The sequence below is a fragment of the Sphingopyxis indica genome (assembly GCF_032879645.1).
In the GTDB taxonomy this organism is placed as follows: domain Bacteria; phylum Pseudomonadota; class Alphaproteobacteria; order Sphingomonadales; family Sphingomonadaceae; genus Sphingopyxis; species Sphingopyxis indica.
Genome location: NZ_CP076394.1, coordinates 862,749 through 886,458, shown reverse-complemented (window position 1 = coordinate 886,458; position 23,710 = coordinate 862,749). Strand labels below are relative to the sequence as shown.

Annotated in this window: 17 protein-coding genes and 1 tRNA gene; 10 read left to right on the top strand and 8 right to left on the bottom strand. The window is 67.5% G+C overall.

Features of this window, described 5'->3' with window-relative positions:
* Positions 1-140 precede the first annotated feature (140 nt).
* Both KNJ79_RS04125 and KNJ79_RS04120 read left to right on the top strand, forming a co-directional pair.
* Complete coding sequence (locus KNJ79_RS04125) at positions 141-1,712, top strand: alpha-N-arabinofuranosidase (RefSeq protein ID WP_394357168.1); 1,572 nt, start codon at positions 141-143, stop codon at positions 1,710-1,712.
* 2 nt (positions 1,713-1,714) lie between these two features.
* Entirely contained in the window at positions 1,715-4,072 is a 2,358-nt protein-coding gene (locus KNJ79_RS04120; protein WP_317152892.1) for a glycoside hydrolase family 95 protein, read from the top strand.
* On the opposite strand, the gene KNJ79_RS04115 is transcribed toward KNJ79_RS04120, so the two are convergent.
* The 4 genes from KNJ79_RS04115 to KNJ79_RS04100 form a co-directional block, all read right to left on the bottom strand.
* A complete protein-coding gene (locus tag KNJ79_RS04115) occupies positions 4,073-4,870 on the bottom strand; it encodes a FadR/GntR family transcriptional regulator (protein ID WP_089215163.1) in 798 nt (265 codons plus the stop codon). It abuts the gene before it with no gap.
* Between the two features lie 67 nt (positions 4,871-4,937).
* A complete protein-coding gene (locus tag KNJ79_RS04110) occupies positions 4,938-7,598 on the bottom strand; it encodes a glycoside hydrolase family 3 C-terminal domain-containing protein (RefSeq protein ID WP_317153858.1) in 2,661 nt (886 codons plus the stop codon).
* Between the two features lie 56 nt (positions 7,599-7,654).
* Positions 7,655-9,193, bottom strand: coding sequence for a tryptophan halogenase family protein (locus KNJ79_RS04105; RefSeq protein WP_317152891.1), 1,539 nt, complete (start codon positions 9,191-9,193; stop codon positions 7,655-7,657).
* An 83-nt stretch (positions 9,194-9,276) separates the two neighbouring features.
* The gene (locus tag KNJ79_RS04100; RefSeq protein ID WP_317152890.1) at positions 9,277-12,189 is read right to left on the bottom strand and encodes a TonB-dependent receptor; all 2,913 of its coding nucleotides are present in this window, start codon (positions 12,187-12,189) and stop codon (positions 9,277-9,279) included.
* 240 nt (positions 12,190-12,429) lie between these two features.
* Here KNJ79_RS04100 and KNJ79_RS04095 point away from each other — a divergent pair, with 240 nt between their 5' ends.
* Positions 12,430-13,107 carry a SapC family protein gene (locus KNJ79_RS04095; protein WP_317152889.1) on the top strand — a complete coding sequence of 226 codons (678 nt, stop codon included), beginning with the start codon at positions 12,430-12,432 and terminating at the stop codon, positions 13,105-13,107.
* Positions 13,104-14,108: a cupin-like domain-containing protein gene (locus KNJ79_RS04090; RefSeq protein ID WP_317152888.1), complete on the top strand. Its 1,005-nt coding sequence runs from the start codon at positions 13,104-13,106 to the stop codon at positions 14,106-14,108. Before KNJ79_RS04095 ends, KNJ79_RS04090 begins: the two co-directional genes overlap by 4 nt.
* 127 nt (positions 14,109-14,235) lie before the next feature.
* On the opposite strand, the gene KNJ79_RS04085 is transcribed toward KNJ79_RS04090, so the two are convergent.
* Together KNJ79_RS04085 and KNJ79_RS04080 are read right to left on the bottom strand one after the other, a co-directional pair.
* A tRNA-Gln gene (locus KNJ79_RS04085) sits at positions 14,236-14,310 on the bottom strand.
* 72 nt (positions 14,311-14,382) lie between these two features.
* Complete coding sequence (locus tag KNJ79_RS04080) at positions 14,383-15,468, bottom strand: branched-chain amino acid aminotransferase (RefSeq protein WP_317152887.1); 1,086 nt, start codon at positions 15,466-15,468, stop codon at positions 14,383-14,385.
* A 90-nt stretch (positions 15,469-15,558) separates the two neighbouring features.
* Here KNJ79_RS04080 and KNJ79_RS04075 point away from each other — a divergent pair, with 90 nt between their 5' ends.
* Positions 15,559-16,071 (top strand): MarR family winged helix-turn-helix transcriptional regulator, encoded by a 513-nt coding sequence (locus tag KNJ79_RS04075; protein WP_317152886.1) that lies wholly within the window; start codon positions 15,559-15,561, stop codon positions 16,069-16,071.
* Positions 16,072-16,262: 191 nt separating this feature from the next.
* Here KNJ79_RS04075 and proC read toward each other — a convergent pair whose 3' ends face one another.
* Both proC and KNJ79_RS04065 read right to left on the bottom strand, forming a co-directional pair.
* The gene (gene proC / locus KNJ79_RS04070; RefSeq protein ID WP_317152885.1) at positions 16,263-17,093 is read right to left on the bottom strand and encodes a pyrroline-5-carboxylate reductase; all 831 of its coding nucleotides are present in this window, start codon (positions 17,091-17,093) and stop codon (positions 16,263-16,265) included.
* A gap of 23 nt (positions 17,094-17,116) precedes the next feature.
* Positions 17,117-18,784, bottom strand: coding sequence for an alkaline phosphatase family protein (locus tag KNJ79_RS04065; RefSeq protein WP_317152884.1), 1,668 nt, complete (start codon positions 18,782-18,784; stop codon positions 17,117-17,119).
* A gap of 97 nt (positions 18,785-18,881) precedes the next feature.
* On the opposite strand from KNJ79_RS04065, the gene KNJ79_RS04060 reads away from it, so the two are divergent.
* The 5 genes from KNJ79_RS04060 to KNJ79_RS04040 all read left to right on the top strand — a co-directional run bounded on the left by KNJ79_RS04060 (position 18,882) and on the right by KNJ79_RS04040 (position 23,588).
* The gene (locus KNJ79_RS04060) at positions 18,882-20,948 is read left to right on the top strand and encodes a protein-disulfide reductase DsbD family protein (RefSeq protein ID WP_317152883.1); all 2,067 of its coding nucleotides are present in this window, start codon (positions 18,882-18,884) and stop codon (positions 20,946-20,948) included.
* A 103-nt stretch (positions 20,949-21,051) separates the two neighbouring features.
* A complete protein-coding gene (locus KNJ79_RS04055; protein ID WP_317153857.1) occupies positions 21,052-21,789 on the top strand; it encodes a TlyA family RNA methyltransferase in 738 nt (245 codons plus the stop codon).
* Between the two features lie 257 nt (positions 21,790-22,046).
* Positions 22,047-22,598: a TspO/MBR family protein gene (locus tag KNJ79_RS04050; protein WP_317152882.1), complete on the top strand. Its 552-nt coding sequence runs from the start codon at positions 22,047-22,049 to the stop codon at positions 22,596-22,598.
* A 38-nt stretch (positions 22,599-22,636) separates the two neighbouring features.
* A complete protein-coding gene (locus KNJ79_RS04045; RefSeq protein WP_317152881.1) occupies positions 22,637-22,936 on the top strand; it encodes an accessory factor UbiK family protein in 300 nt (99 codons plus the stop codon).
* Positions 22,937-23,084: 148 nt separating this feature from the next.
* Entirely contained in the window at positions 23,085-23,588 is a 504-nt protein-coding gene (locus KNJ79_RS04040) for a type III secretion system chaperone family protein (protein ID WP_317152880.1), read from the top strand.
* The last annotated feature ends 122 nt before the right edge of the window (positions 23,589-23,710 follow it).

Here is a 23,710-nt window from a genome sequence, read left to right as displayed (position 1 = left end):
ACCATCGAACATTTCCAAGTGCCCTTTTTGTTTGACGTGCCGGCGATTTTCCTTCTACTCCTACAAAATAACGGGCGGATCGCCCGGCAAACGACCGTTCAGGGGAGAGAATCGACGTGACAAAATCATACGAAGCCGGCTTGCCGGGCCGCCGCCGCCGCGCCCTTTTCGGCGCGCTGACGCTCGCCATCGCGGGAATCGCCGCCCCGGCGGGCGCACAGGATGGCGCTACCATCACCGCGACGATTCGCGCCGACCAGCCAGGTCCAAAGGTCGATGCCGACATCTTCGGACAGTTCGCCGAGCATCTGGGCACCGGAATCTACGGCGGAATCTGGGTCGGCAAGGGGTCGTCGATTCCCAATGAGGACGGCTATCGGAGCGACGTGCTCGCGGCGCTGAAGGCGATCAAGGTGCCGATGGTGCGCTGGCCGGGCGGATGCTTTGCCGACGAATATCACTGGCGCGACGGCATCGGCCCGCAAAAAGACCGCCCGGTCAAGATCAACACCAACTGGGGCGGCGTGAACGAGGACAACAGCTTCGGCACGCATGAATTCATGGGATTCGCCGAACGGCTGGGCGCGCGCGCTTATGTTTCGGCGAATGTCGGCAGCGGCACGCCGGCGGAAACCGCGCGATGGGTCGAATATATGACCGCGGCCGCGAACAGCAGCTCGCTGGCCAGGGAACGCGCCGCGAACGGGCGCACCGAACCCTGGACGCTCGCCTATCTGGGCATCGGCAACGAACTGTGGGGATGCGGCGGCAATATGCGCCCCGAATATGCCGCCGACCTGACCAACCGCTTCGCCACCTTTGCCAAGGCGGGGACGGGCAAGATGCTCAAGATCGCCAGCGGCCCGTCGGACAGCAATTATGAATGGACCGACACGATGATGCGGCTGTCGGGCAAAACCATCGACGGGCTGGCGCTGCATTTCTACACCCGGCCGCGCGATGCCGACTGGAACGACAAGGGGCCGGCGCTCGGCTTCCCCGAGGCCGAATGGGCCTCGACGCTGCAACACACATTGCAGATGGACGAATTTATCACGCGCCATTCGGCAATCATGGACAAATATGACCCCGAAAAGCGCGTGATGCTCGCGGTCGACGAATGGGGGACGTGGTACGACCCGACGCCCGGTTCCAACCCCGGCTTCCTGCAGCAGCAGAACAGCCTGCGCGATGCGATCGTCGCGGCGCTCAACATTCACATCTTCACCCGCCACGCCGAACGCGTGCGCATGGCGGCGATCGCGCAGATGGTGAATGTGCTGCAGGCGATGCTGCTGACCGACGGGCCGCGCATGGTGAAGACCCCGACCTATTGGGCCTTCGACCTCTATATGCCGTGGCAGAATGCGACGAGCCTGCCCGTCACGGTCGACGGGCCGCGCTATCGCAATGGCACGGTCGACATTCCGGCGATCAGCGTCTCCGCAGTGCGCGACACCGCGGGGGCGGTGCATGTCGCGCTGGTCAATGTCGATCCGAACCGCGCCTTGCCGGTCACCGTCGATCTGAAAGGCGTTCGCGCGACCGCCGCGTCGGGCCGTATCCTGACCGCCGAAGCGATGGATGCTCACAACAGCTTCGAGCATCCCGGCGCCGTCGCGCCGAAGCCGTTCGACGCCGCGAGGGTCGCCGGCGGCAAGCTCGCGACGCGGCTGCCCCCCAAATCGGTGGTCGTGTTGCGGCTGCGCTGAGCATGGACGGAACCGGCGGCCCCGGCGTCTCGCGGCGCGACGTGCTGCAGGGGATGACCGCGGCCGCCGCCGTCCTGCCCGCTGCCGGCGCGGCGGCGGCACCGGCGCCCCCGGCCCCGGCGTCCCGGCTGTGGTATCGCCAGCCCGCGAGCGAATGGATCGAAGCGCTGCCGGTCGGCAACGGCCGGATCGGCGCGATGATCTTTGGCGGCACCGCGCACGAACGGCTCCAGCTCAACGAGGATACGCTGTGGACCGGCGGCCCCTATGACCCGGTCAACCCGGCGGCGCGGGACGCGCTGCCCGAGGTGCGCCACCTCGTCGCCGCAGGGCGATATGCCGAAGCCGAAGCGCTGGCCGACGCCCGGTTGATGGGCGCCCCGCGCACCCAGATGGCCTATCAGTCGGTCGGGCATCTGCTGCTCGACCTGCCCGCCGCCGAGCCTGGCGAAATCACCGGCTACCGTCGCGAACTCGATCTCGATTCGGCGGTGTCGACGGTGCGCTTTCGGCTCGACGGCATCGGCCACCGACGCGAAATTTTCGCCTCCGCCCCCGACGATGTGCTCGTGGTGCGGCTGGCCGCCGACGCGCCGTTCGACCTCGATGTCGCCCTGACGTCGGGGCAGCCCGAAGCGCACGCCGTCGCGGCGGGCGACATGGTGACGCTGACCGGCCGCAACGCCGCGCGGGCCGGTGTGGCGGGCGCGCTGCGCTTCGCCGCCCGCGCACTGGTCGAGGTCGATGGCGGCGCAGTCGCGCCGCTCGGCGTCCGGCTGCGCGTGAAGGGCGCCCGCGCGATCACCGTGATGATCGCGATGGCGACGAGCTATCGCCGCTTCGACGATGTCGCGGGCGATCCCGAAGCCGCGACGCTCGACGCGCTGCACCGCGCCCGCGCGCGCGGCTTCGCGCGGCTGCGCGCCGATGCGGTCGCGGCGCATCGGGCGCTTTTCCGGCGGGTATCGCTCGATCTGGGCACGACGCCGGCAGCCCTGCGCCCGACCGACGAGCGGGTGCGCGCCGACCGCCTCGCCGACGATCCCGCACTGGCGGCGCTCTATTTCGACTATGGGCGCTATCTGCTGATCGCTTCCTCGCGGCCGGGAAGCCAGCCGGCGAATCTGCAGGGCATCTGGAACGGTTCCGACGATCCGCCGTGGCAGTCGAAATATACGGTCAATATCAACACCGAGATGAATTACTGGCCCGCCGAAGTCACCGCGCTCGGCGAATGCACCGAGCCGTTGCTGCGGATGGTGCGCGAGCTTGCGATCACCGGCGAGAAGACCGCGCGCGAGATGTATGGCGCGCGCGGCTGGATGTGCCATCACAACAGCGACCTGTGGCGCGCCACCGCCCCGATCGACGGCGCGAAATGGGGGATGTGGCCGACCGGCGGCGCGTGGCTGTGTACCCATTTATGGGAACGCTATGACTATGGCCGCGACCGCGACTTTCTGCGCGCGGCTTATCCGCTGATGCGCGGCGCCGCGCTGTTCTTCCTCGACACGCTGCAAAGCGATCCGGTCACGGGCGAACTGGTGACCAACCCGTCCATCTCACCCGAAAACCGGCATGGGTTCGGGGCCGCCATCTGCGCCGGCCCCGCGATGGACAACCAGATTTTGCGCGACCTGTTCGACCAGGTGGCGACGGCGGCGGGCATTCTGGGCGTCGATGCGGATTTCGCGACCGAGATTCGCCGCGCGCGGGCGCGGCTCGCCCCCGACCGGATCGGCGCGCAAGGACAGCTTCAGGAGTGGCGCGAGGATTGGGACGCGCTCGCCCCCGAGCCCGACCATCGCCACGTCTCGCACCTCTATGCGCTGTTTCCGAGCGACCAGATCGACCCCGAACGCACGCCCGGCCTCGCCGCGGCCGCGCGCCGGTCGCTCGAACTGCGCGGCGACGAATCGACCGGCTGGGCGACCGCCTGGCGCGCCGCGCTTTGGGCGCGGCTGGGCGAAGCCGATCATGCCCACCGCATCCTCGCCTTTCTGCTGGGGCCGGGCCGCACCTATCCCAATTTGTTCGACGCGCATCCGCCCTTCCAGATCGACGGAAATTTCGGCGGCACGCGCGCCATCGCCGAAATGCTGATGCGCAGCCGCGGCGACGCGATCCGGCTGCTGCCCGCGCTGCCCGCCGCCTGGCCCGACGGTTCGGTCGCGGGTCTGCGCGCGCGCGGGCGCTGCCGGGTCGATATTCGCTGGCGCGGCGGCCGGATCGAGGAGGCGGTGCTGACCGCCGAGGCCGGCGGCATACGCCGCGTCTCGTGCGCCGGCCGCTCGGTCGAGGTCGCGCTTGCGGGCGGGCGGCCGGTCCGGCTGCGCGGCGAAAGCCTGACCGCCGGATGATCAGATGTCGTCGGCCGGGCCAGGGCCCGCGGGCGGAATCGCCATCACGTCCTTCGTGTCCTTGAGCGCCAGTTCGACCAGCAGCCGCATCGCCTCGCTCGCGCCTTCGGCATCGCCGGCGACGATCGCATCGAGCACGCGCGCATGGTCGGGAATCGGGTCGCGGGGCAGTGCGCGCGTGCGCTGCTTGAACTGCGTGGTCCACGAAACCGCGGCGCCGATCGACGCGCTGATCACGATCAGGGCGTCATTGTCGGTCGCGCGGAGCAGTGCATCGTGGAAATCGCGGTCGGCGGCGCGCCCCTCCGCGGTCGCGAGCGAATGGTGCCGCATTCCGTTCAGCGCGTCGCGCATCCGCTTGATGTCGGCCTTTGTCCGGCGCTGCGCCGCGAAGCCCGCCGCTGCGGGTTCGATCACCAGACGAAGCTCGAACAGGCTGCGCACGAGGCGCGCGTCGGGGGTGCCCGCAAAGGCCCAGGCGAGCACTTCGGGGTCGAGGAGATTCCAGCGTTCGCGCGGCAGCACGCGCGTTCCTGTCTTGGGCCGGCTCTGAACGAGACCCTTGGCTGCGAGCACCTGGATCGCTTCGCGATAGGCGCCGCGCGAGACGTCGAGCGCTTCCGCCGCCGCAATCTCCCCCGACAGGATATCGCCCGGCCCGAACTCACCCGACAGGATCGCGGTGCCGAGCTTGTTCGCGACCGCGCCGCGCAAGCGGCGCCCCGGCCCCCGTTCACGCGCGGCACCTGTCCCCCGTCTGGCTTTTTCGGCCCGATCGCCCGCCTTTTCCTTGTCCATGACCCATGATCAAGGCGAAGGCCGCCGACAAGTCAACCGGGAACAACCCGTAGCGGTCCCTTCCGGCTCATCGCGGCAGGTCGCGCGGTGTGTCGACCGCGAAACTCGCTTCGCTGGTGGCGACGCCGGTTCCGGGCTGGCCCGACCCGATCGTGACGCGGTAACGGCCCGCAGTCACCCGGCGGTCGCCGCCGGGCGTCACGCTCGACAGATCGCGCGGCGACAGCTCGAAGCGCAGCGTTTTCGTCTCGCCGGCTTTGAGCGAAACCCGCTGAAAACCGCGCAGCGCCAGTCGCGGCATTCCCGGACGCGGCGGAAAGGAAAGATAGAGCTGCGCCACATCCTCGCCCGCCCGCGCGCCCTTGTTGGCGACCTCGGTCGTGACGGTGACGCCGTCCTGTCCGCCACCGGGCGCCGCGCGCACGGTCAGCGGCCCATAATCGAAATCCGTGTAGCTGAGGCCGTGGCCGAACGGATAGACGGGCGTGCCGGTGAAATAGCGATAGGTGCGCCCCTTCATCGCATAATCGTCGAACGGCGGCAGATCGTCGACGCTGCGATAAAAAGTCAGCGGCAGGCGCCCCGACGGATTCGTCCGCCCAGTCAGGATATTCGCCACCGCGGTGCCGCCGGCCTCGCCCGGATACCAGGCTTCGAGGATCGCGGCGGCATGATCCTTGCCCCATTGCAGGTTGATCGGACTGCCGTTCATCGCGACGATGACGATCGGCTTGCCTGTCGCGCGCGCCTGTTCGAGCATCACGCGCTGATCGCGCGGCAGGTCGAGCGAGGTCTTGTCGCCGCCGGCAAAGCCCTCGATCTGGAACGATGTCTCCTCGGCTTCCATGTCGGAGGTCAGCCCGACGACCGCGACCAGCACGTCGGCGTCCGCGGCGGCGCGCGCAAGGTCGGCGGCCGGGGTCGGCGAGATGCGCTTCCACACCAGATCGGACCCGCCGCCCTCGATCGTGAAGGAATAGCGCTGTCCGGCAGTCAGATGCATCGTCGTCAGGCTGGGCAGGTCGTTGTAGCGGCTGGCGCGGCGGTCGGCGATCAGCTTTCCGTCGAAGGTCAGCACCCCGCCGGGGCCGGTCAGCCCGACGCGATAGGTGCCGCTCTTTGGCGCGACGAGGAAGCCGGTGAAGGTCCGGCGATGCACGTCGGCGACCTTGGCGAGTTCCAGCTGGCGGTCGCCGACATCGGGTTCGATCCGCGACACGACCGGCGTTGCCGAATATTCGACCGTTTTGAGGAATTTGTCGCGCTCGCCGGGTGCGAACTCGGCCGGCACGGGGGTCAGCGGATTATAATAGCGCACGAGCACGCCCGGCCGGCCGTCGGGGGTGCGCAGCGCCGAGGTCGGCACGCGGTCGCCGTCGGTGATCGACTCGCCGAACGGAACGAGCGTCACGCGTTCGTCGCCGAGCGCCGCGCGCAGCCCGTCGACCACCGAAACCGGCGGGCCGGTCAGCGTCGAGGAATAATTGCCGCGCAGCACGCGCGTCGCGTCGCCGAGCGGGCCGATCACCGCGACGCGGCTGGTCGGATTCAGCGGCAGGACGCCCGAATTTTTGAGCAGCACCATCGCCTTTTCGGCGGCGTCGAGCGCGAGCTGGCGGTGTTCGGCGGCGCCGATCGCGCTCGCCGGCACGGCGGGCGGCGCATCGGCGAGGCCCGCAAGGTCGCCGGTCCGGTAGCGGGCGGCGAAGAGGCGGACGAGGCTGTCGTCGATCTGCTCTTCGGTCAGCAAGCCCTGGGCCAGCGCATCGCGATAGCGCCGCTCGAGCCCCGCGGTATCGGACAGCGTGTTCGTGTTGCACTCATTGTCGACCCCGGTTCGCATCGCGATCGCGACCCCGGCCGCCGCGTCGGGGGCATATTTGTGATTTTCGTCGATGTCGCGCACCGCGTCGCAGTCGGAGACGACATAGCCCTCGAAACCCCAGGCGCCGCGCAGATGCGTCTTGAGCAGCAGGTCGCTCGCGCAGGCGGGCTGGCCGTTCACCCGGTTATAGGCGCACATGATCGACCCCGCACGCGCTTCGACGATCGCGGCGCGGAAGGCGGGCAGATAGCTGTCCTCTATGTCATAGGGCGACACGAAGAAATTATCGCTGTGCCGCGTCGCCTCCGGTCCGCTGTGGACCGCGAAATGCTTGGGCGTGGCGATGACATGCGGGCGGTCGGGATCGGGGCCCTGCATACCGCGGATGAACGCCTTGCCCATCTCGGCGGTCAGAAAAGGGTCCTCGCCATAGGTTTCCTGGCCCCGCCCCCAGCGCGGATCGCGGAAGATGTTGATGTTGGGCGACCAGGTATCGAGCCCGGTGCCGATCCGCCCGAGCCGGCCGGTTTGCCGCGCCAGCGTGTGGAGCCCGCGGACCTCGGTGCCGATCGCGTCCGCCACACGCTCGACGAGCGGCGTATCGAAGGTCGCGGCGAGCCCGACCGGTTCGGGAAAATTGGTGGTCGGCACCGGGCCGAGCGCCCCGTGCAGCGATTCGGTCCACCAGTTGTAGGCGGGAATGTCGAGGCGCGGGATGGCGGGGGCGGTGTTCAAAAGCTGCGGCAGCTTTTCCTCGAGCGTCATCTTCGCGACCAGATCGCGCGCGAGACGCACCGCCGCATCCTCCTCTGCGCCGCGCTGCTCGGCGGGTTGCGCGGGAGCGACGGCGGGCACCGCCGCCGCCGCCGACATCAGGGCGGCAACCATCACGCGCCGAGCCATCCAATTCATCACTACCCCCTTCGTTCGGAAAAATGCGCCGCCCGCGCGGCGGGCGATCAAATTGGCTGCATTCCGTGCTGCGCGATCTTGTCGAGCAGCTCGCGGTGCCGCGGCAGGCCGGCCATCAGCCGCGCGGTCTGCACCTCGGTCTCGCGCCGCGCACGCCGCGCCAGTTCGGCATCGGTCGCCCCCTCGCCCTGCGGCGTTCGGGTCTGGTGGCCCATTCCGTAGAGAACATATTGATAGCTGGCGGCAGGAAAGACCTCTTCGGCGCGGTCGAATTCGTCGTGCAGCCAGGGAGGCTGGAATTTCCAGAGCTCCATCAGGTCGAGCAGCCGGCCGGGAATCGTCTCGGGCCGCCGGTTGTCGCGCCAGAAATCGCTGTCGTCGCGCCGGGTCAGCGCATAGTGAAGTTTGAGGAAGTCGATGATCCGCCCCCAGCGATAATGGGTCGTCGCGTTATAGCGGCGCGCGAGGACGTCCATGACCGCGCGGTTCGGCGGCAGTTGCTCGGCGATCATCTTGGCCGACAGTTCGACAAGGACGATCGCCGACGCCTCGAGCGGCTCGAGAAATCCCGCCGCGAGCCCCACCGCGACGACATTGTTTTTCCAGAAGGTTTCGCGATGCCCCGACCGGATGGGAATGCGGCGCACGGTCAGCCCGTCCGCCGCCGGGCCGATATAGGCGCGCAATTCGCGCTCGGCCTCGTCGGCGCTGATGTGGCTGCTCGAAAAGACATGCCCGATGCCGCGCCGCGTCGGCAGCCCGATGTCCCAGATCCAGCCCGCCGACTGCGCGGTCGAGATCGTGTGGCAAGCGACCGGATCGGCCGGATCGGCATAAGGAACCTGAACCGCCAGCGCGGTGTCGCAGAAAAGCGTGTCGCCGCACGGCCGGAACGGCACCTGCATCGCATCGCCGATGAGCAGGGCGCGAAAGCCCGTGCAGTCGACGAAGAGGTCGCCCTCGATCACCGGCCCCTGCGCGGTTTCGAGCGCCGCCACGTCGCCCGATTCGGTCATCCGTACCTCGGTCACGTCGGCGAGAATGTGGCGGACCCCGAGGGTTTCGCAGCAATGGCGCTGAAGAAAGGCGGAGAATTTGCCCGCGTCGAGATGATAGGCATAGTTCGCCAGCGCTTCATATTCGGGCGTGGCGATCGTCTTGGGCGCAAGCCCCGCGTCGCACAGCCGCCCCTGCGGCGTCACCGTATCGCAGAAGCTGCCGTCGCCGTCCGCGAGCCAATGCGGCACCATATTCACCTGCGCGAACCCCTGCGGCAGCATCAGCGGGTGATAATAGCCGTCGTCGTCGGCGCCGGTCGTCCAGCGGTTGAAGCGCGCGCCCTGTTTGAACGCCGCGTCGCAGTGGCGGAAAAAGTCGGTTTCCGACACGCCGATGCGCCGCAGGGTGGTGCGCAGCGTCGGCCAGGTCCCCTCCCCCACGCCGATGATCGGAACATTGGGCGATTCGACCAGCGTCACTTCGAAGCCGTGGGGCATACGCCCGCGATGCCGCGCGGCGATCACCCCGGCGGTCAGCCAGCCTGCCGTTCCGCCCCCCACGATGACAATGCGCTGAATCACTTGCATGCGGCCATTGTTACAAAAAATCGGGGTTACAAAAAATCGGGCGGAATGCGAATGATCGCATTCCGCCCCATGGGAGGCCCCCTTTAATAGCGGAAGCGCACGCCGAGCGTGTAGCGACGCCCATAGTCGAACACGTCGAGCAGCTGGTTCGAGAAGCGCCCGTGCGTGCTTTGCTGGTTGTTGTTGAGGTTCAGCGCTTCGGCGAATACGCTGAAATTGTCGTTGATATCGTAGCTCGTGCTCAAATCGACCTGGAAGCTCGGGTCGACGAATGTCGGCTCGGCACCGAACGATCCCGTATTCTGATTCTGCCCGAACTGGAGCAGATATTCGTCGCGCCAGTTGAGCGCTGCGCGGATCTGGAAGCCGTTCTTGTCATAGAAGCCGACGAAGTTCGCCGAATTGGCAAGCCCGGTGACCGCAAAGCCGGTCTGCGAGATATCGAGCTCGTCATAGGGACGATTGGTATCGACGAAGGTCGCGTTGGCCTGGAAGCCGAAGCCCGAATCGCCGAACACATGCTGCCACGCAAGCTCGACGCCGCGCACCGTCGCATCGGGGCCGTTGATCTGCTGCGTGACGGCAAAGATTGCGGGCTGTCCGGTGGTCGGGTCGACGACGCCGTTGATCGGCTGGGTTGTCACGCCGCCGACGATGAAGTTGCTGACATTCTTGAGGAAGGCGTTGACCGAGAAATAGGAGTTGCGCTGATAATACCATTCGGCGGCGATATCGAAATTATCCGCCAGATAGGGGCGCAAATCGGGATTGCCGCCGCTCGCGGTCAAGGCGCCGACACGCTGGCCCGACCCGACGTTGAGCACCGGGTTGAGCAGGTTGAGCGCCGGGCGGGTCAAGGTCCGCGATGCGCTCATGCGAATCTGGAATTCGGGCGTGATTTCGAGCCGCGCATCAATGCTGGGCAGCAGATAGGAATAGTCGCTGCCGCGCTCGATCGGCTGCGTCGGACCGTAGGACACGGTGAGCAGCGTCGGGTCCGCAGTGCTCGTCGCGATCGAGACGGGAAGCCGCCCCTGCCCGATCGAACGGAGATGAGTATTCTCGTTCCGCACGCCCGCGCTGAAGTGGAACGGCATGCCGGCAATTTCGGTGTTGAAATCGACCTTCATGAAAAGCGCCCATGTCCGCTCGCGTACATTGAGGACGCTGCCGGGATCGACCGCCTCGTCGAAGGTGCCCGTGAAGCCGTTGACCGAGCCATAGTTGAAACCCGGAATATTCTGCGTCTGCGGATTGCCGAGGCTCGTCAGATAATTCTGATAGTCGACGGGGCTGAACAGGAACACCGACGGCGGCAGGCTGCCGTTATAGCCCGGAATGAAGCCGTTGAGGCTGATGCTGCCCTGATAGAGCGAGCCGGGCAGCGGCGCGATGCCGGTATTGCGGCCCGATGGCGTGCCATAGCCGGCATAGGCCTGCCAGAAATTGTTGGTGAAGGTGCTCTGGTTCAGGAAATCATAGGTATCCTGATAATATTGCCCGCCGAACTTGACCGTCAGATCATCCTGTTCCCAGGTTCCCACCGCGCGGAACTGCCACAGTTCGTCGGTGTTGCGCTGGGTCTGGTTGACCGTGACGTGCGAGCCGATCAGCGCCTGATTGTCCCAGTCGGCGGCGCTGCCCGCGGGACCGAAATTGGCGATCGACGGAAAGGCCTTTTTGCTGTTGCCGTCGACGATGAACTGCAAATTGGTGCCGAGATCGCCGCCATAGCCGATGTCGGCGTTGAGGCTGCCGATATTACCGCCGGGATTGCGCCAGCTCTTCGAATAGGCGCCATCGAACTCGAAGTTCAGATTGTCGGTCGCGTCGAACTTGACGTTGAGGCCCGTCTGGTTGGTCTTGAGCACCTCGGTGTTCAGCGCCGAGGTGAAGTCGGTCGGGCTGCCGGCCTGGGTGAAATTGACCGCCGTGCCATTTTCGTCGAGTTCGACATTGCGCAGGTCGGTCTGGTTGAACCAGACGCCGAAAGCGTAATTTTCCGACACCACCTTCTGGCGCGAGAAATTATTGTCGAGCGTGACCATGATATTGTCGGACGGCTGCCATTGCAGCGCGAGCCGGGCGTCGATGCGCTCGTCCTTCACCCGCTGCTGCTCGGCACCATATTGCTGGGGGAACCAGCCCGGGATAGTGCGCTGATCCGACGCGGGAACCGCGGGATCGACCGTCGCTGCGGTCGGCGAGCAGGTCGCCGCACTGCTGCCGGCGAGCTGGCACGGCGCGAAATTGCCGCCCGGCCAGCCGTTCACATAGACGCGGTTGGTGTCGGTGTCGCGCCGGGTGTAGATGACGTCGGCCAGAATGCCGATGGTGTCGTCCCACGTATTGCTGATGAGCAGGCCCGCCGTCGGCACGATATCGTCGGCACGGTCCTGCATCGACCCCGATGCGGTCGCCGCGATGCGCAGGCCGGGATTGTCGAACGGCTTGGGGAACGCAATATCGACCGTCGCGCCGATGGCGCTGGCCGACAGGGCGACGTCGGGAGTCTTGAGGACGCTCAGCTGGCCGATGAAATCGACCCCGACGGTGCTGAAGTCGATCTGACGGCCGCCCGTCGCGGTCGAGATGCGCCGTCCGTCATAGAGCGTCGTGTTGAAGTCGCCGCCGAAGCCGCGAACGGTGATACCCGTCGGCTCGCCGCGCGACCCGCTGCGCTGGATCGACACGCCGGGAAGGCGCTGCAGCGACGCCGCGACGTTCGAGTCGGGGAATTTGCCGATATCCTCGGCCGAGATCACGTCGACAACGCCCGACGAGGTCCGCTTGACGTCGAGGTTGCGTTGAAGCGAGCCGCGCAGACCGGTGACGACAATCGCTTCGTCGGTCACCTCGTCCGCGGCCGGCGCCTGGCTGTCCTGCGCCGCGGCCGGGGCCGCCCATGCGAGCGCCAGCGCGCTCGTGGCACAGCCCAGCGACAAGGTGATAACGCTACCAGAAGATTTCACACGCTTGGACGCGCTCAACATCATGCCTCTCCCTCTTTCGTTGCCCCACTTCGATCAGGGCTAACTTTTCCAACGATTCGATCCGGCCGATTCCGGTCCCGAGTCGGGGCGCGAGAATCCGCTGGCCATGTCGCATTAGGTAGCGCTATCATAATCGCGATCGCAGGCGATGCAAGTTTTTGTCGGAGTTACCGGTAAATATTTGCGTTGGGATGGCGCCATCCATTAGAAAACAGGCGCATTTGATCGGGGAGGAGAGGAAATATGTTGGAGTTTTTGGATCCCCGGGCGCATGGCGCCTTGCGCGTGAACACCCGCAATGCCGCGCGGCGCAATTTCGTCCAGCTCGTCGCCGCCGAGTTTCTCGCGGCGATGCACGACTATCCGATCCTGTTCACCAAACATCCCGAGACGGGGGCCTTTTATGCCGGGGCGATCATGGGGCTGGAGCCCGGCGAGAATCTGCTCGCCGAAGAGGGCCTGCTTCCCGGCTACCGCCCAGCCGACCTGGTGCGGCAGGGCTTTTTCGTGGTCGACGACAAGATTGCGATCGACCGCGACGATGCCATTTTCGACCGCGCGGGCGAGGCGCTGTTCGACGCGGACGGCGAACCGAGCGAGAGGCTGGGCCGCATCCGGCACGCGGTGCAGACGCTCCACCACGGGCTCCCCGAAACCGAGGCGATCATCGCGCGCTTCCTCGCCCATCGGCTGATCGAGCCGATCGACATCACGCTCGATTTCGACGACGGAGGCCGGCTGCGGCTCGACGGCCTTTATTCGGTCAGCCTCGACGCGCTGCACGCGCTGCCCGACGATGCCGCGCTCGACCTGTTTCGCCGCGGCGACCTGCAGATTGCCTATGCGCAATCGGCCTCGGTCCAGCACATCCGGCGGCTCGCGCGTATCCGCAACGATCGCCTTTGCGCCGCGCTGGCATGAGCGGGGCGATCGCCGCGGCGGACGCCGAAGCGCTCGCCGATGCCGAGGCGTTTCGCGAACGGGTGATGGTTCCGGGCCGTCCCGTGCTGCTGCGCGGGGCGGCGCGCAACTGGCCGCTGCTGGAGGGCGGCGCGAACGGCGTCGTCGATGCGCTGCACCGTTTCGATGCCGGGCGCGAGGCCGAGATTTTCGTCGGGCAGGCAGCGATCGAGGGGCATTATTATTATGACGCGGCGCTGACGGGCTTCAATTTCGTGCGCGAGGAACTCGCGACGCGCGAGGGGTTGCGGCGCATCGCCGGATCGGCGGCGGGGCCGGACGGCGAAACGCTCTATATGGGATCGCTCCCCTCGGAACGCTATTTCCCCGGCATCGAGCGGCTGACGCCCCTGCCCTTTCTTCCCGATACGGTGCTGCCGCGCATCTGGATCGGCCATGCGTCGAACGTCGCCTGCCATTATGACATGATGGACAATGTCGCCTGCGTCGCGGCGGGCCGCCGCCGCTTCACCCTGTTCCCGCCGTCGGCGATCGGCGATCTTTACGTCGGCCCGATCGACCGCACCCTCGCGGGGCAGCCGGTCGGGCTCGCGGTCGACAGCGCGCCCGGCGATCCGCGCTACCCGCGCTTCGAGACGCGGCGGCAGGACGCGCTGGTCGTCGAACTCGAGGCCGGCGACGCGATCTACATACCCAAGCTGTGGTGGCACAAGGTCGAGGCACTGGACGCGCTCAACATTTTGGTCAACTTCTGGTGGGACGGCTTCGCCGCGGGCCCCGACAGGCCGTGGGCCGCGATGCTGCTCGCGATGATCGCGATCGCCGAGCGCCCCGAGGCCGAGCGCGCCGCGTGGCGCGCCTGGTTCGATCATTATGTCTTTCGGCCGGGCGGCCATCCGCTCGCCTTTCTGCCCGAGGAGCAGCACGGCATTCTGGGCCCGCTCGCCGACGGCAATTACCGGCGCATCCGCGCGGCGGCGATGCAGATGTTGCGCGGCTGACCGGTTATGCGCCCTTTGCCTGCCGGGCTGCGGCCCGCCCCTGCGACAGAGTTGCACCGGGGGCAAGGCATGAGCAGCCCGTTCGCGCACATCGACGTCCACCGGCTGGCCGCCCGAACGGAGGCACTGGCTGGGGCGGCAGGATTCGAACCTGCGCATGGCGGTACCAAAAACCGCTGCCTTACCGCTTGGCTACGCCCCAAGTCGCCGGTGCGAGCGCGCTCCTATACGCGCCGCCCCGGATTGGCAAGGCGCAGCTTGCGCCGCGATCCGGTTAAAGGCGCGTGACCCAGCCGTGCGGATCGGCGGCGCGGCCGCGCTGGATGTCGACGAGCCTGTTCTTGAGCATCGCCGTCACCTGCCCCGGCCCGCCAGCGCCGATGGTGAAGCTGGTGTCGCCGCGCGTCACCTTGCCCACGGGCGTCACGACCGCAGCGGTGCCGCAGGCGAAACTTTCGGTCAGGCGCCCGCTTTCCGCATCGGCCTGCCACTGGTCGATCGCATAGCGTTCCTCGCGCACCGCCAGCCCCGCGTCCTTCGCCAGCGTGATGATCGCGTCGCGGGTGATGCCGGGCAGGATCGTGCCGGTCAGCGGCGGGGTGACGATGCTGCCGTCCTCGAAAACGAAAAACATGTTCATCCCGCCCAGTTCCTCGATCCAGCGATGCTCGGCGGCGTCGAGGAAGACGACCTGGTCGTGCCCCTTGGCGATCGCTTCCTGCTGCGCGATCAGGCTCGCGGCATAGTTGCCGCCGCATTTGGCGGCGCCGGTGCCGCCCGGCGCGGCGCGCGTATAATCCTCCGACACCCAGAGCGACACCGCGGGGGCACCCGACTTGAAATAATTGCCGACCGGCGAGGCGATGACGAGGAAATGATATTCGGCCGCGGGCTTCACCCCGAGGAACACCTCGCTCGCATACATGAAGGGGCGCAGATAGAGCGCGCCGCCCTGAACCTGCGGGAACCAGCCGGCGTCGGCGGCGACGATTTCCTTCACCGCGGCGACGAACAGCTCCTCGGGCAGTTCGGCCATCGCCATGCGGCGCGCGCTGGCGTTGAAGCGCGCGGCATTGGCCTCGACCCGGAACAGCGCCATCGACCCGTCGTCGAGGCGATAGGCCTTCAATCCTTCGAAGATTTCCTGCGCATAGTGCAGCACCGCGGTCGCGGGATCGAGCGACAGCGGCCCGCGCGGCATCACCTGCGCATCGTGCCAGCCCCTGCCTTCGCTATAGCGGATCGAGACCATATGGTCGGTGAAGACGCGCCCGAACGCTGGGTCCGCAGTCGCCGCCGCGCGGACTTCGTCGGCCGTCGGATTCGGGTGCGGCAGACGGGCGAAAGCGGGAGCGGACATGGACGAAACCTTGCTGTTGGGGGTGCCGGCCGGGATTGGCCGGTGCGCGCCTCTTGCCAAAGCCGGGCGCGCGGCGCAACGGTAGTCGCCATGGCCGAAGAAAATTTTCTTTCACAAGTCCCCGCCGCATCTGCCCTTTTCTTGCGCGAGGCAGAGGTCCGCCGCGGCATCGAATATCTGTTCTTCGGCCACGCCGCGCTGTGGCGCACGATCGACGCGCGGCTCGCGGAAAATAGCCTCGGACGCGCGCATTACCGGGCGCTCTATTTCATCGCGCGCGCACCGGGGCTGACGATTTCGGACCTGCTCGCCCTGCTCGGGATCACCAAACAGTCGCTCGGGCGCGTCGTCAAGGAACTCGAAGCGCGCGACCTCCTGACGACCCGGCCGGGCAATCGCGACCGGCGGCAGAAGGAATTGCGCCTGACCAGCGCCGGCCGCCAGATCGAAGGCGCGATCTTCACCCTGCTGCGCGACGCGATGAGCCGCGCCTATACGCACGCCGGGCAAGCGGCGGTGACCGGATTCTGGCAGGTCAACGAAGCGCTGCTGCCGCCGGGGGACCGCGGGCGGGTCGCGCGACTGGGACGCGAGGGGGGTTAGAGTCTGTCCTGATCAGCCGGATTGAAGCCCGTTCGTCCTGAGGAGGGGCTGAGCTTGTCGAAGCCCCGTCTCGAAGGACCAGACGCAGCGCATGGTCCTTCGAGACGCCATTTCGACTGGGCTCAATGGCTCCTCAGGACGAACGGGGGCTTTGAATCCACCTCAACAGGACAGACTCTACCCCTCACCCCTCACCCCTCACCCCTCGCCAGATCGGCGAGTTCGCGGCCGCGGTCGCGCGCGGCGCGCAGCACATTGGTCATCAGCGCGACGAGCTGACCGTCCTCGTCGAGGACGTCGAGTCCGGCCTGCGTCGTGCCGCCCTTGCTCGCGACCTGCGCGATCAGCGTGCCCGGCTTTTCGCCGCTTTCGGACAGAAGCGCAGTCGCGCCGCCGAAGGTCGCATTGGCGAGCTTGAGCGCCTCCTCTGACGACAGGCCGAGGCGTTCGCCCGCCGCGGCATAGGATTCGATCAGGCGGAAGACGAAGGCGGGGCCGCTGCCGGTGAAGGCGGTGACCAGGTCCATCGTCATATCGTCGTCCAGCGCGACGACCTCGCCGAGTGCGTCGAGCAACGCCGCGATCATCGCGCGATCGGGCGCGCCGAGGCTCGCCACTGCCGAAACGCCCGCGCCGATCCGCGCCGCGAGATTGGGAAGGATGCGCACCTGTGCCCTCGCATCGGGGAACCGCGCGGCGAGATCGGCGAGCGAAACCCCCGCGAGGATCGAAAGCAGCGTCACCTCGCCGGTTACCATCGGCGCCAGTTCCTCCGCCACCTCGCCGAGCTGCTGCGGCTTCATGCCGAGCATGATCCAGTCGGCGGTGCCGCCGGCGGCCTGCCATTCGGCGAGCGAGGCGTATTGCGCAACCCCAGCGCGCGGCGAGGCCGCGGGATCGACGATCGCGACCCGCGCCGGGTCGAGCCCCGCGCCGAGCCAGCGGTCGAGCATCGCGCCCGCCATATTGCCGCATCCGACCAGCAGCATCCGGCCGGCGAAACTCCCCACTTTATTCGTCATCACCCTGTTCTTTTCTCTTCCTGTCAGCGGCAGCTGTCGTCCGGCCCGGAAAGCAGGTCGAGGCAGCGGCCGTCGATCTTCGTCCGGTCGACCGGCAGGCCGATCTGCGCCGCGAGGGTCGGCAATATGTCGACCGTCATCACGGCATTCGGCTGTTCGAAACCGATGAGCCCCTTGCGCCAGAAGAGGATCGGCACGCGCCGGTCGTAATCCCAGACCGACCCGTGCGTCGCGACATAGCCGACCCCCGATTCGGGAATCGGCGTCACCCGCGGTTTCAGCACGACGATGAAGTCGCCCGAGCGCCCGGGATTATAGGAGGCGCGCAGCTTGTCCATCAGCGACCAGACGTCCGGTGCGCGTTTCGAGATGGGCCATTGCGCGAGTTCCTCGCCGGTGACGACCGCTTCGACCTGCGGATGCGCGCGATAGCGTGCGACGAGCGCGGCGAGCGCCGCCCGGCGCTGCTCGGGGGTCAACGACTTCGCGAGATACATGTCGCCGAAGGGGCCGTCGCCATAGAGGAGTGGCTGCGGCAGGCCCAGCTCCTCGGCGACCGCCTTGCCCATCGCGTCGGCGTCCAGCGCGGGGTCGACGCGCTGGGCGCCGGGCCAGGCGTTCTGGCGGTTGCGTTCGGGCATGTCGTGGCCGCCATGGTCGGCGGTCAGCGCGACCTCATAGTCGATCCCGGTCGCGTCGAGCTGCGCGAAGAAATCGCCGAGTTCGCGGTCGAGGCTCATCATTTGCAGGCACATTTCGCTGCCCTCGGTGCCGAAGCCGTGGCCGACATAGTCGGTCGCCGACAGGCCGACGATCAGGAGGTCGGTGCCGCTGCCTTCGCCCATCTTGCGCACCTGCCGCAGCGCCGCCGCGGTCGCGAGCACCGCGCCGTCGGCTTCGGGCGACGCCTTGAAGCGGCGGAAATCGCCGCCGTCGCGCGCGAAGCGGCCGGTGCCGACGGTGCCGCCCGTGTCGAGCGGAATCGCGATGTCGTGCGATGCGCAATCGGCGGGCAGCGTCAGGCCGGGGCGCGGTTCGGCGATGGCCGCGGCGATCGCAGCGCTCGCCTGCTGCGCGGTCGGCGACAGCGTCACGCCTTTGAAGCTCGTCAGCCCCTTGGGCGTCAGCCACATCAGCTCGTCGGCCCGGCGCCCGCCCATCATGATCGCCGCGCGGTCCTTGCCCGCAACCGATACGACCTGCGCCTTGGGATCGCGCGCCTTCATCAGATCGCCGAGCGTCGGGACGAGCAGATGGTCGATCGAGGCGACATACTCCTTCGAGCTGCTGCCCGGCGCCGTCTCGTCCTCGGCGCAATAGAGCTTCTTGTCGGCGCGCGCGGCCGACAGGTCGTAATAATTATTGGCAATGATTCCCGTGTGCGCGGGATGGTTTCCGGTCAGGATCGTCGAGTGGCCGGGGCAGGTTTCGGTCGCGCCGTGCGCCTGATAGCCCGCCGGAAAGACGACGCCCGAGGCGAGCCGCGCGAGACCGCCGGTGAAGTGGCTGCGATATTCGGCGAAGAGGTCGGCGGAGAATTGATCGACCGCAACGACGACGAGAAGTTTTGGCGCGGGGGTTGCCGCGGTAACCTTTTGCACTGCCGGCGCCGAATCCTGGGCAAGACCCGCCGCGGGGCCGGCAAGGCAGAGCGTGGCGGCGATCAGGGCGGTGCAGTTTTTGAGCTTCACGAGGCTTTCTCCGTCGTCCGGGGTTGGCGCGGGCTGTCCTCTCGACGAAAGCCGCCTATATGGCAAGTCTCGAACGAAAGGCAGACGCGCGGCGGGCATGGGACAGATCGGGGACGCTATGATGACAGCGGCGTGGCGCGCCGCGCTCGGCTTATTCGTGCTGGCGGCGCTCGCTTTGGCGCCTGCGCGCGCGCAGCCGACGCATATCGCCCCGAAGCTCGTTGCCGAATCCCCCGCGCCCGCGCCCGGCGGGGAGACGGCGATCGCTCTGGCGATGACGCCCGAGAAGGGCTGGCACGGCTATTGGTCCAACGGCGGCGACGCGGGTTTCGGACTGCGCGTCAAATGGAACGCGCCCGAGGGCGTGACGATAAGCCCGTTTCGTTATCCGGTTCCCGAACCGCTGATCCTCTTCGGCATGATGAACCATGTCTATGAGCATCCCTATGCGCTGCTCGCCGACGTTCATGTCGGCTCGGACGTCGCGCCGGGCACCGACCTCACCCTCTCGGGCGTCGCCGACTGGCTCGCCTGCACCGACAAGGTGTGCGTGCCCGAACGCGCGGTGATCTCGGTCGCATTGCGCGCGGGCGACGGTGCCGTGACCGAAGCGTCGCGCGCGCGCTTCGATGCGTGGCGCGCGAAACTGCCGCAGCCGCTCGACCGCGCCGGGCGCTGGGAGCGCACGGGCGACGCGCTGCGCTTCGCGGTGCCGCTGCCCGCGAGCACCGCGCTCTCCGACCCGCACCTGTTCGTCGAAACGCCGCGCCTCGCCGACTATGCGGCGCCGCAGAGTTTCAGCCGCAACGGCAGCGACCTGATTATCGAAACGCGCACCAATGGCGATGCGGCGGGCGAGGTCGATGCGCTGCTCAAGCTCGCCGACGGGCGCGGCCTGTCGATTCGCTTCGACCCGGGCGCGGTGCCGCGGGCCGGCCAACCGGTCGCCGGAGCGACGGACGGCTTCGACCTTGCGCTCTTCGGCACCGCGCTCGGCGGCGCGATCCTCGGCGGGCTGATCCTCAACCTGATGCCGTGCGTCTTTCCGATCCTGAGCCTGAAGGCGCTGAGCCTCGCGCGCTCGGGCGGCGCGGCGCGCGCGGCAAAGGTCGAGGCGCTCGCCTATGCCGCGGGCGCAGTGCTGACCGCGCTGCTGCTGGGGGCCGTGCTGCTCGGCCTGCGTGCGGCAGGCGAACAGGTGGGCTGGGCGTTCCAGCTCCAGCATCCGCTGAGCGTGCTGGTCCTGCTGCTGCTCGCGGTCGCGATCACGCTCAATCTCGCGGGCGTCTATGAGCTGCCTTCCTTCGGCGGCGGGCAGGCGCTGGCCGCCAGGGAGGGCACAGCGGGCGGCTTCTGGACCGGCGCGCTCGCCGCCTTCGTCGCGACGCCGTGCAGCGGCCCGTTGCTCGGTGCGGCACTCGGCGCGACGCTGGTGCTGCCCGTCTGGGCGGCGCTGCCGGTTTTCGGCGGCCTCGGCCTCGGTCTTGCTCTTCCCTTCCTCGCGATCGGCTTCGTCCCCGCGCTGCGAGGTCGCCTGCCCCGGCCGGGACCGTGGATGGCGACGTTCCGCAAGTGGATGGCGGTGCCGATGGGGCTGACCGCGGCGGCGCTGGCGTGGCTGCTGTGGCGGCAGGCGGGAGGCGGTGCCGCCCTGATCTATCCGGCAATCGCGGTGGCGATGATCGTCATACTGCTGTGGCACATGGGTTCGGTCCAGCACGGCGACGGTCGCCGCTGGCTGCTCGCGGCGCCGGGCCTGCTCCTGCTCGGCAGCGTCGCCGGGGCTGCCGCCGAGCTGACACCCGCGCAGCGGGGTCACGCAGCCGCGGGTTCGGCCTTCTCCGATGCCGCGCTCGCCAGGGCGCGCGCGAGCGGAAAGCCGGTCTTCGTCTATTTCACCGCCGACTGGTGCCTGTCGTGCAAGGCGAACGAGGCTGGCGCGATCGAGCGCGATGCGGTGCAGGCGGCGTTTGACAAGGCAGGGGTCGTCACGCTGGTCGGCGACTGGACGAACGGCGATCCCGCGATCACGCGCACGCTCGCCGCGCACGGGCGCAATAGCGTGCCGCTCTACCTCTGGTATGCGCCGGGTACGGCCGATCCCGAAATCCTGCCGCAGATCCTGACCCCGACGCTGCTGACCGGGCGGGCGAAAGCAGAATGATCCGTTCGTTCGTCATTGCGAGCGCAGCGAAGCAATCCAGGGCGGTTTGCGCGACTCTGGATTGCTTCGTCGCTCCGCTCCTCGCAATGACGGAGGATGAATGATGGCGAAGCAGCGCGCCGACCAGCTGCTCGTCGACCGCGGGCTCGCCGAGAGCCGGACGCGCGCGCAGGCGCTGATCCTCGCGGGGCTCGCCTTCGCCGGCGACCGCAAGATCGACAAGGCGGGGCAGCAGCTTCCCGCCGATGCCGACATCAGCGTCAAGGGCCGCGACCATCCGTGGGTGTCGCGCGGCGGGATCAAGCTCGACCATGCCCTGAAACATCTCGGCTGGGATGTTGCGGGCGCGGTGGCGATCGACGTCGGATCGTCGACCGGCGGCTTTACCGACGTGCTGCTGAGCCGCGGCGCCGCGCGCGTCTATGCGGTCGATTCGGGAACCAACCAGCTCGCGTGGAAGCTGCGCCAGGACGAGCGCGTGATCGTCCACGAACAGACGAGCGCGCGCATCCTGACCGCCCAGCATATTCCCGAACCCGCCGACCTGATCGTCTGCGACGCGAGCTTCATCGCGCTGTCGAAGGTGCTGCCGGTGCCGCTGTCCTTTGCGAAAGCCGGCGCGCGGCTCGTCGCGCTGATCAAGCCGCAGTTCGAGGTCGCGCGGCACGAGGTCGGCAAAAAGGGCGTCGTGCGCGACGCCGCGGTGCATGTGCGCGTGTGCGACGCGGTGCGCGACTGGCTCGAAAGCGAAGGCTGGCGCGTCGTCGATCTGGTCGAAAGCCCGATCACCGGCCCCGAGGGAAATGTCGAATTTCTGGTCGCGGCGGTGCGCGAAGACTGAACGGCAGGATTCCCGTTTCTCACACAAGGACACGAAGAGGTCAGCCCGTTGTCGCTACCGGCGACCATCGAAAAGGCGCTGCGCGCGCCCGAACGAGCGGGTTTGCGAGAGATTGCCGGCGTCTTCGTGCCTTTGCGCCTTTGTGTGAGACAATTTATGTCCCCGAGTGAAACAAAACCGCAGCTGTTCGCTTGACGACCCGCGTGCCAGCCGCAACATCTGCGCCTGTCAGAATCGCAATGGGGGCCAAGCCGAGCATGACCGAATTAGCGACGCCGGGCCAGCTTCGCATGTCCTATTGGCGCTGGGCGCTCGTCACCGTGCCCGCGATCGTGCTGATCGGCAGCCTGATGGGGCTCTTGTCGAACAGCGGCTATGACAATCGCTGGTTCGCGGCGCTCGACCGTCCCGCGATCGTGCCGCCGGGCTGGGTGTTCGGCGTGGTCTGGACCGCCCTCTATGCCTGTCTTGGGCTGTCGCTCGCGATGATCCTCCACGCGCGCGGCGCGAAGGGGCGCGGTTTTGCGCTGCTGCTCTTCTTCGTTCAGCTGATCGCCAGCTTCGCCTGGTCGCCGCTGTTCTTTGGCCAGCATCAGGTGACGAGCGCGCTCTACCTCATCATCTTCATCCTGATGGTGACGGTCGCGACGGCCTTTGCCTTTGCGCCGATCCGCAAGGCGGCGGCGTGGCTGCTCGTCCCCTATATGGCGTGGCTGAGCTTTGCGACGATCCTCAATTTCCAGATCGACCAGCGCAATCCCGATGCCGAAACCCTTGTTCCCGCGGCGGCGAGCACCCAGATAGGGTGACGGCAAGGGGACCCGTCCCCCTACGAAGGATTAGAGACATGCAGAGCGAGAACCGGATTTTCGACGACTTCGCCAAGATGGTGAACGGCATCGCCGGAACCGTCGCCGGCGCCAGCCGCGAGGCCGAAGCGGCGATGCGCGAGCGCGCGAAGGAATTCATCGGCCGCATGGACTTCGTCAGCCGCGAGGAATTCGAGGCGGTGAAGGAAATGGCCGCCAAGGCGCGCGCCGAAGCCGATGCGCTGAAGGCGCGGCTCGACAAGCTCGAAGGCGCGGCGAAGCCCGCCGCCCGCGCATCGGCGGCAAAGCCGGCCGCGCGCAAACCCAAGGCGAAATGACGCGTTGCCCCAGCGAAAGCTGGGGCCGCCATCGTCCGGCAAGACAATAGAGATCCCAGCTTTCGCTGGGATGACGGTAAGATTTGCCGGTGCAGCGATTTCGCGCGCGGACTCGCCACTCGGCTCCATAGCCGCTAAAGCGCCCCCTATGAGCGACGATATTTACGACGACGACAATCAGGAAGCCGCACCGATGGAGATGCTGGCGTCCTATTTCGCGGCGCACGACTGGCCGCACGAGATGATCGGCGAGGACGAGATCGTCGCCACCGCGCAGGGCAGCTGGACGACCTATGAGCTGCGCGCGGTTTGGCGCGCCGAGGACGGCGTGATCCAGATGCTCGCCTTTCCCGACATCCGCGTCGTCGAGGACAAGCGGGCCGTCGCGCACGAGGCACTCGCGCTGATCAACGAGCAACTCTGGCTCGGCCATTTCGAGCTGTGGTCGAACAGCGGCACGATCCTGTTCCGCCACGGGATGCTGGTCGGCGGCGACGCGGCGCTGTCGCTCGACCTTGCCGAAACGCTGGTCGAGAGCGCGATCGACGAGTGCGAGCGCTTTTATCCGGTGTTCCAGTTCGTGCTGTGGGGCGGCAAGTCGCCGTCCGAAGCGCTCGCCGCCTCGCTGATCGAAACGCGCGGCGAGGCCTGATCCAGCTCCGCCACCGCCGATTGAAAAAGGGGTGGTGTGCTCCCGCGAAGGCGGGAGCCCATCTCCTGCCGGCGCCATTTTAAACCGGTCGGAGATGGGTCCCCGCCTTCGCGGGGACACAC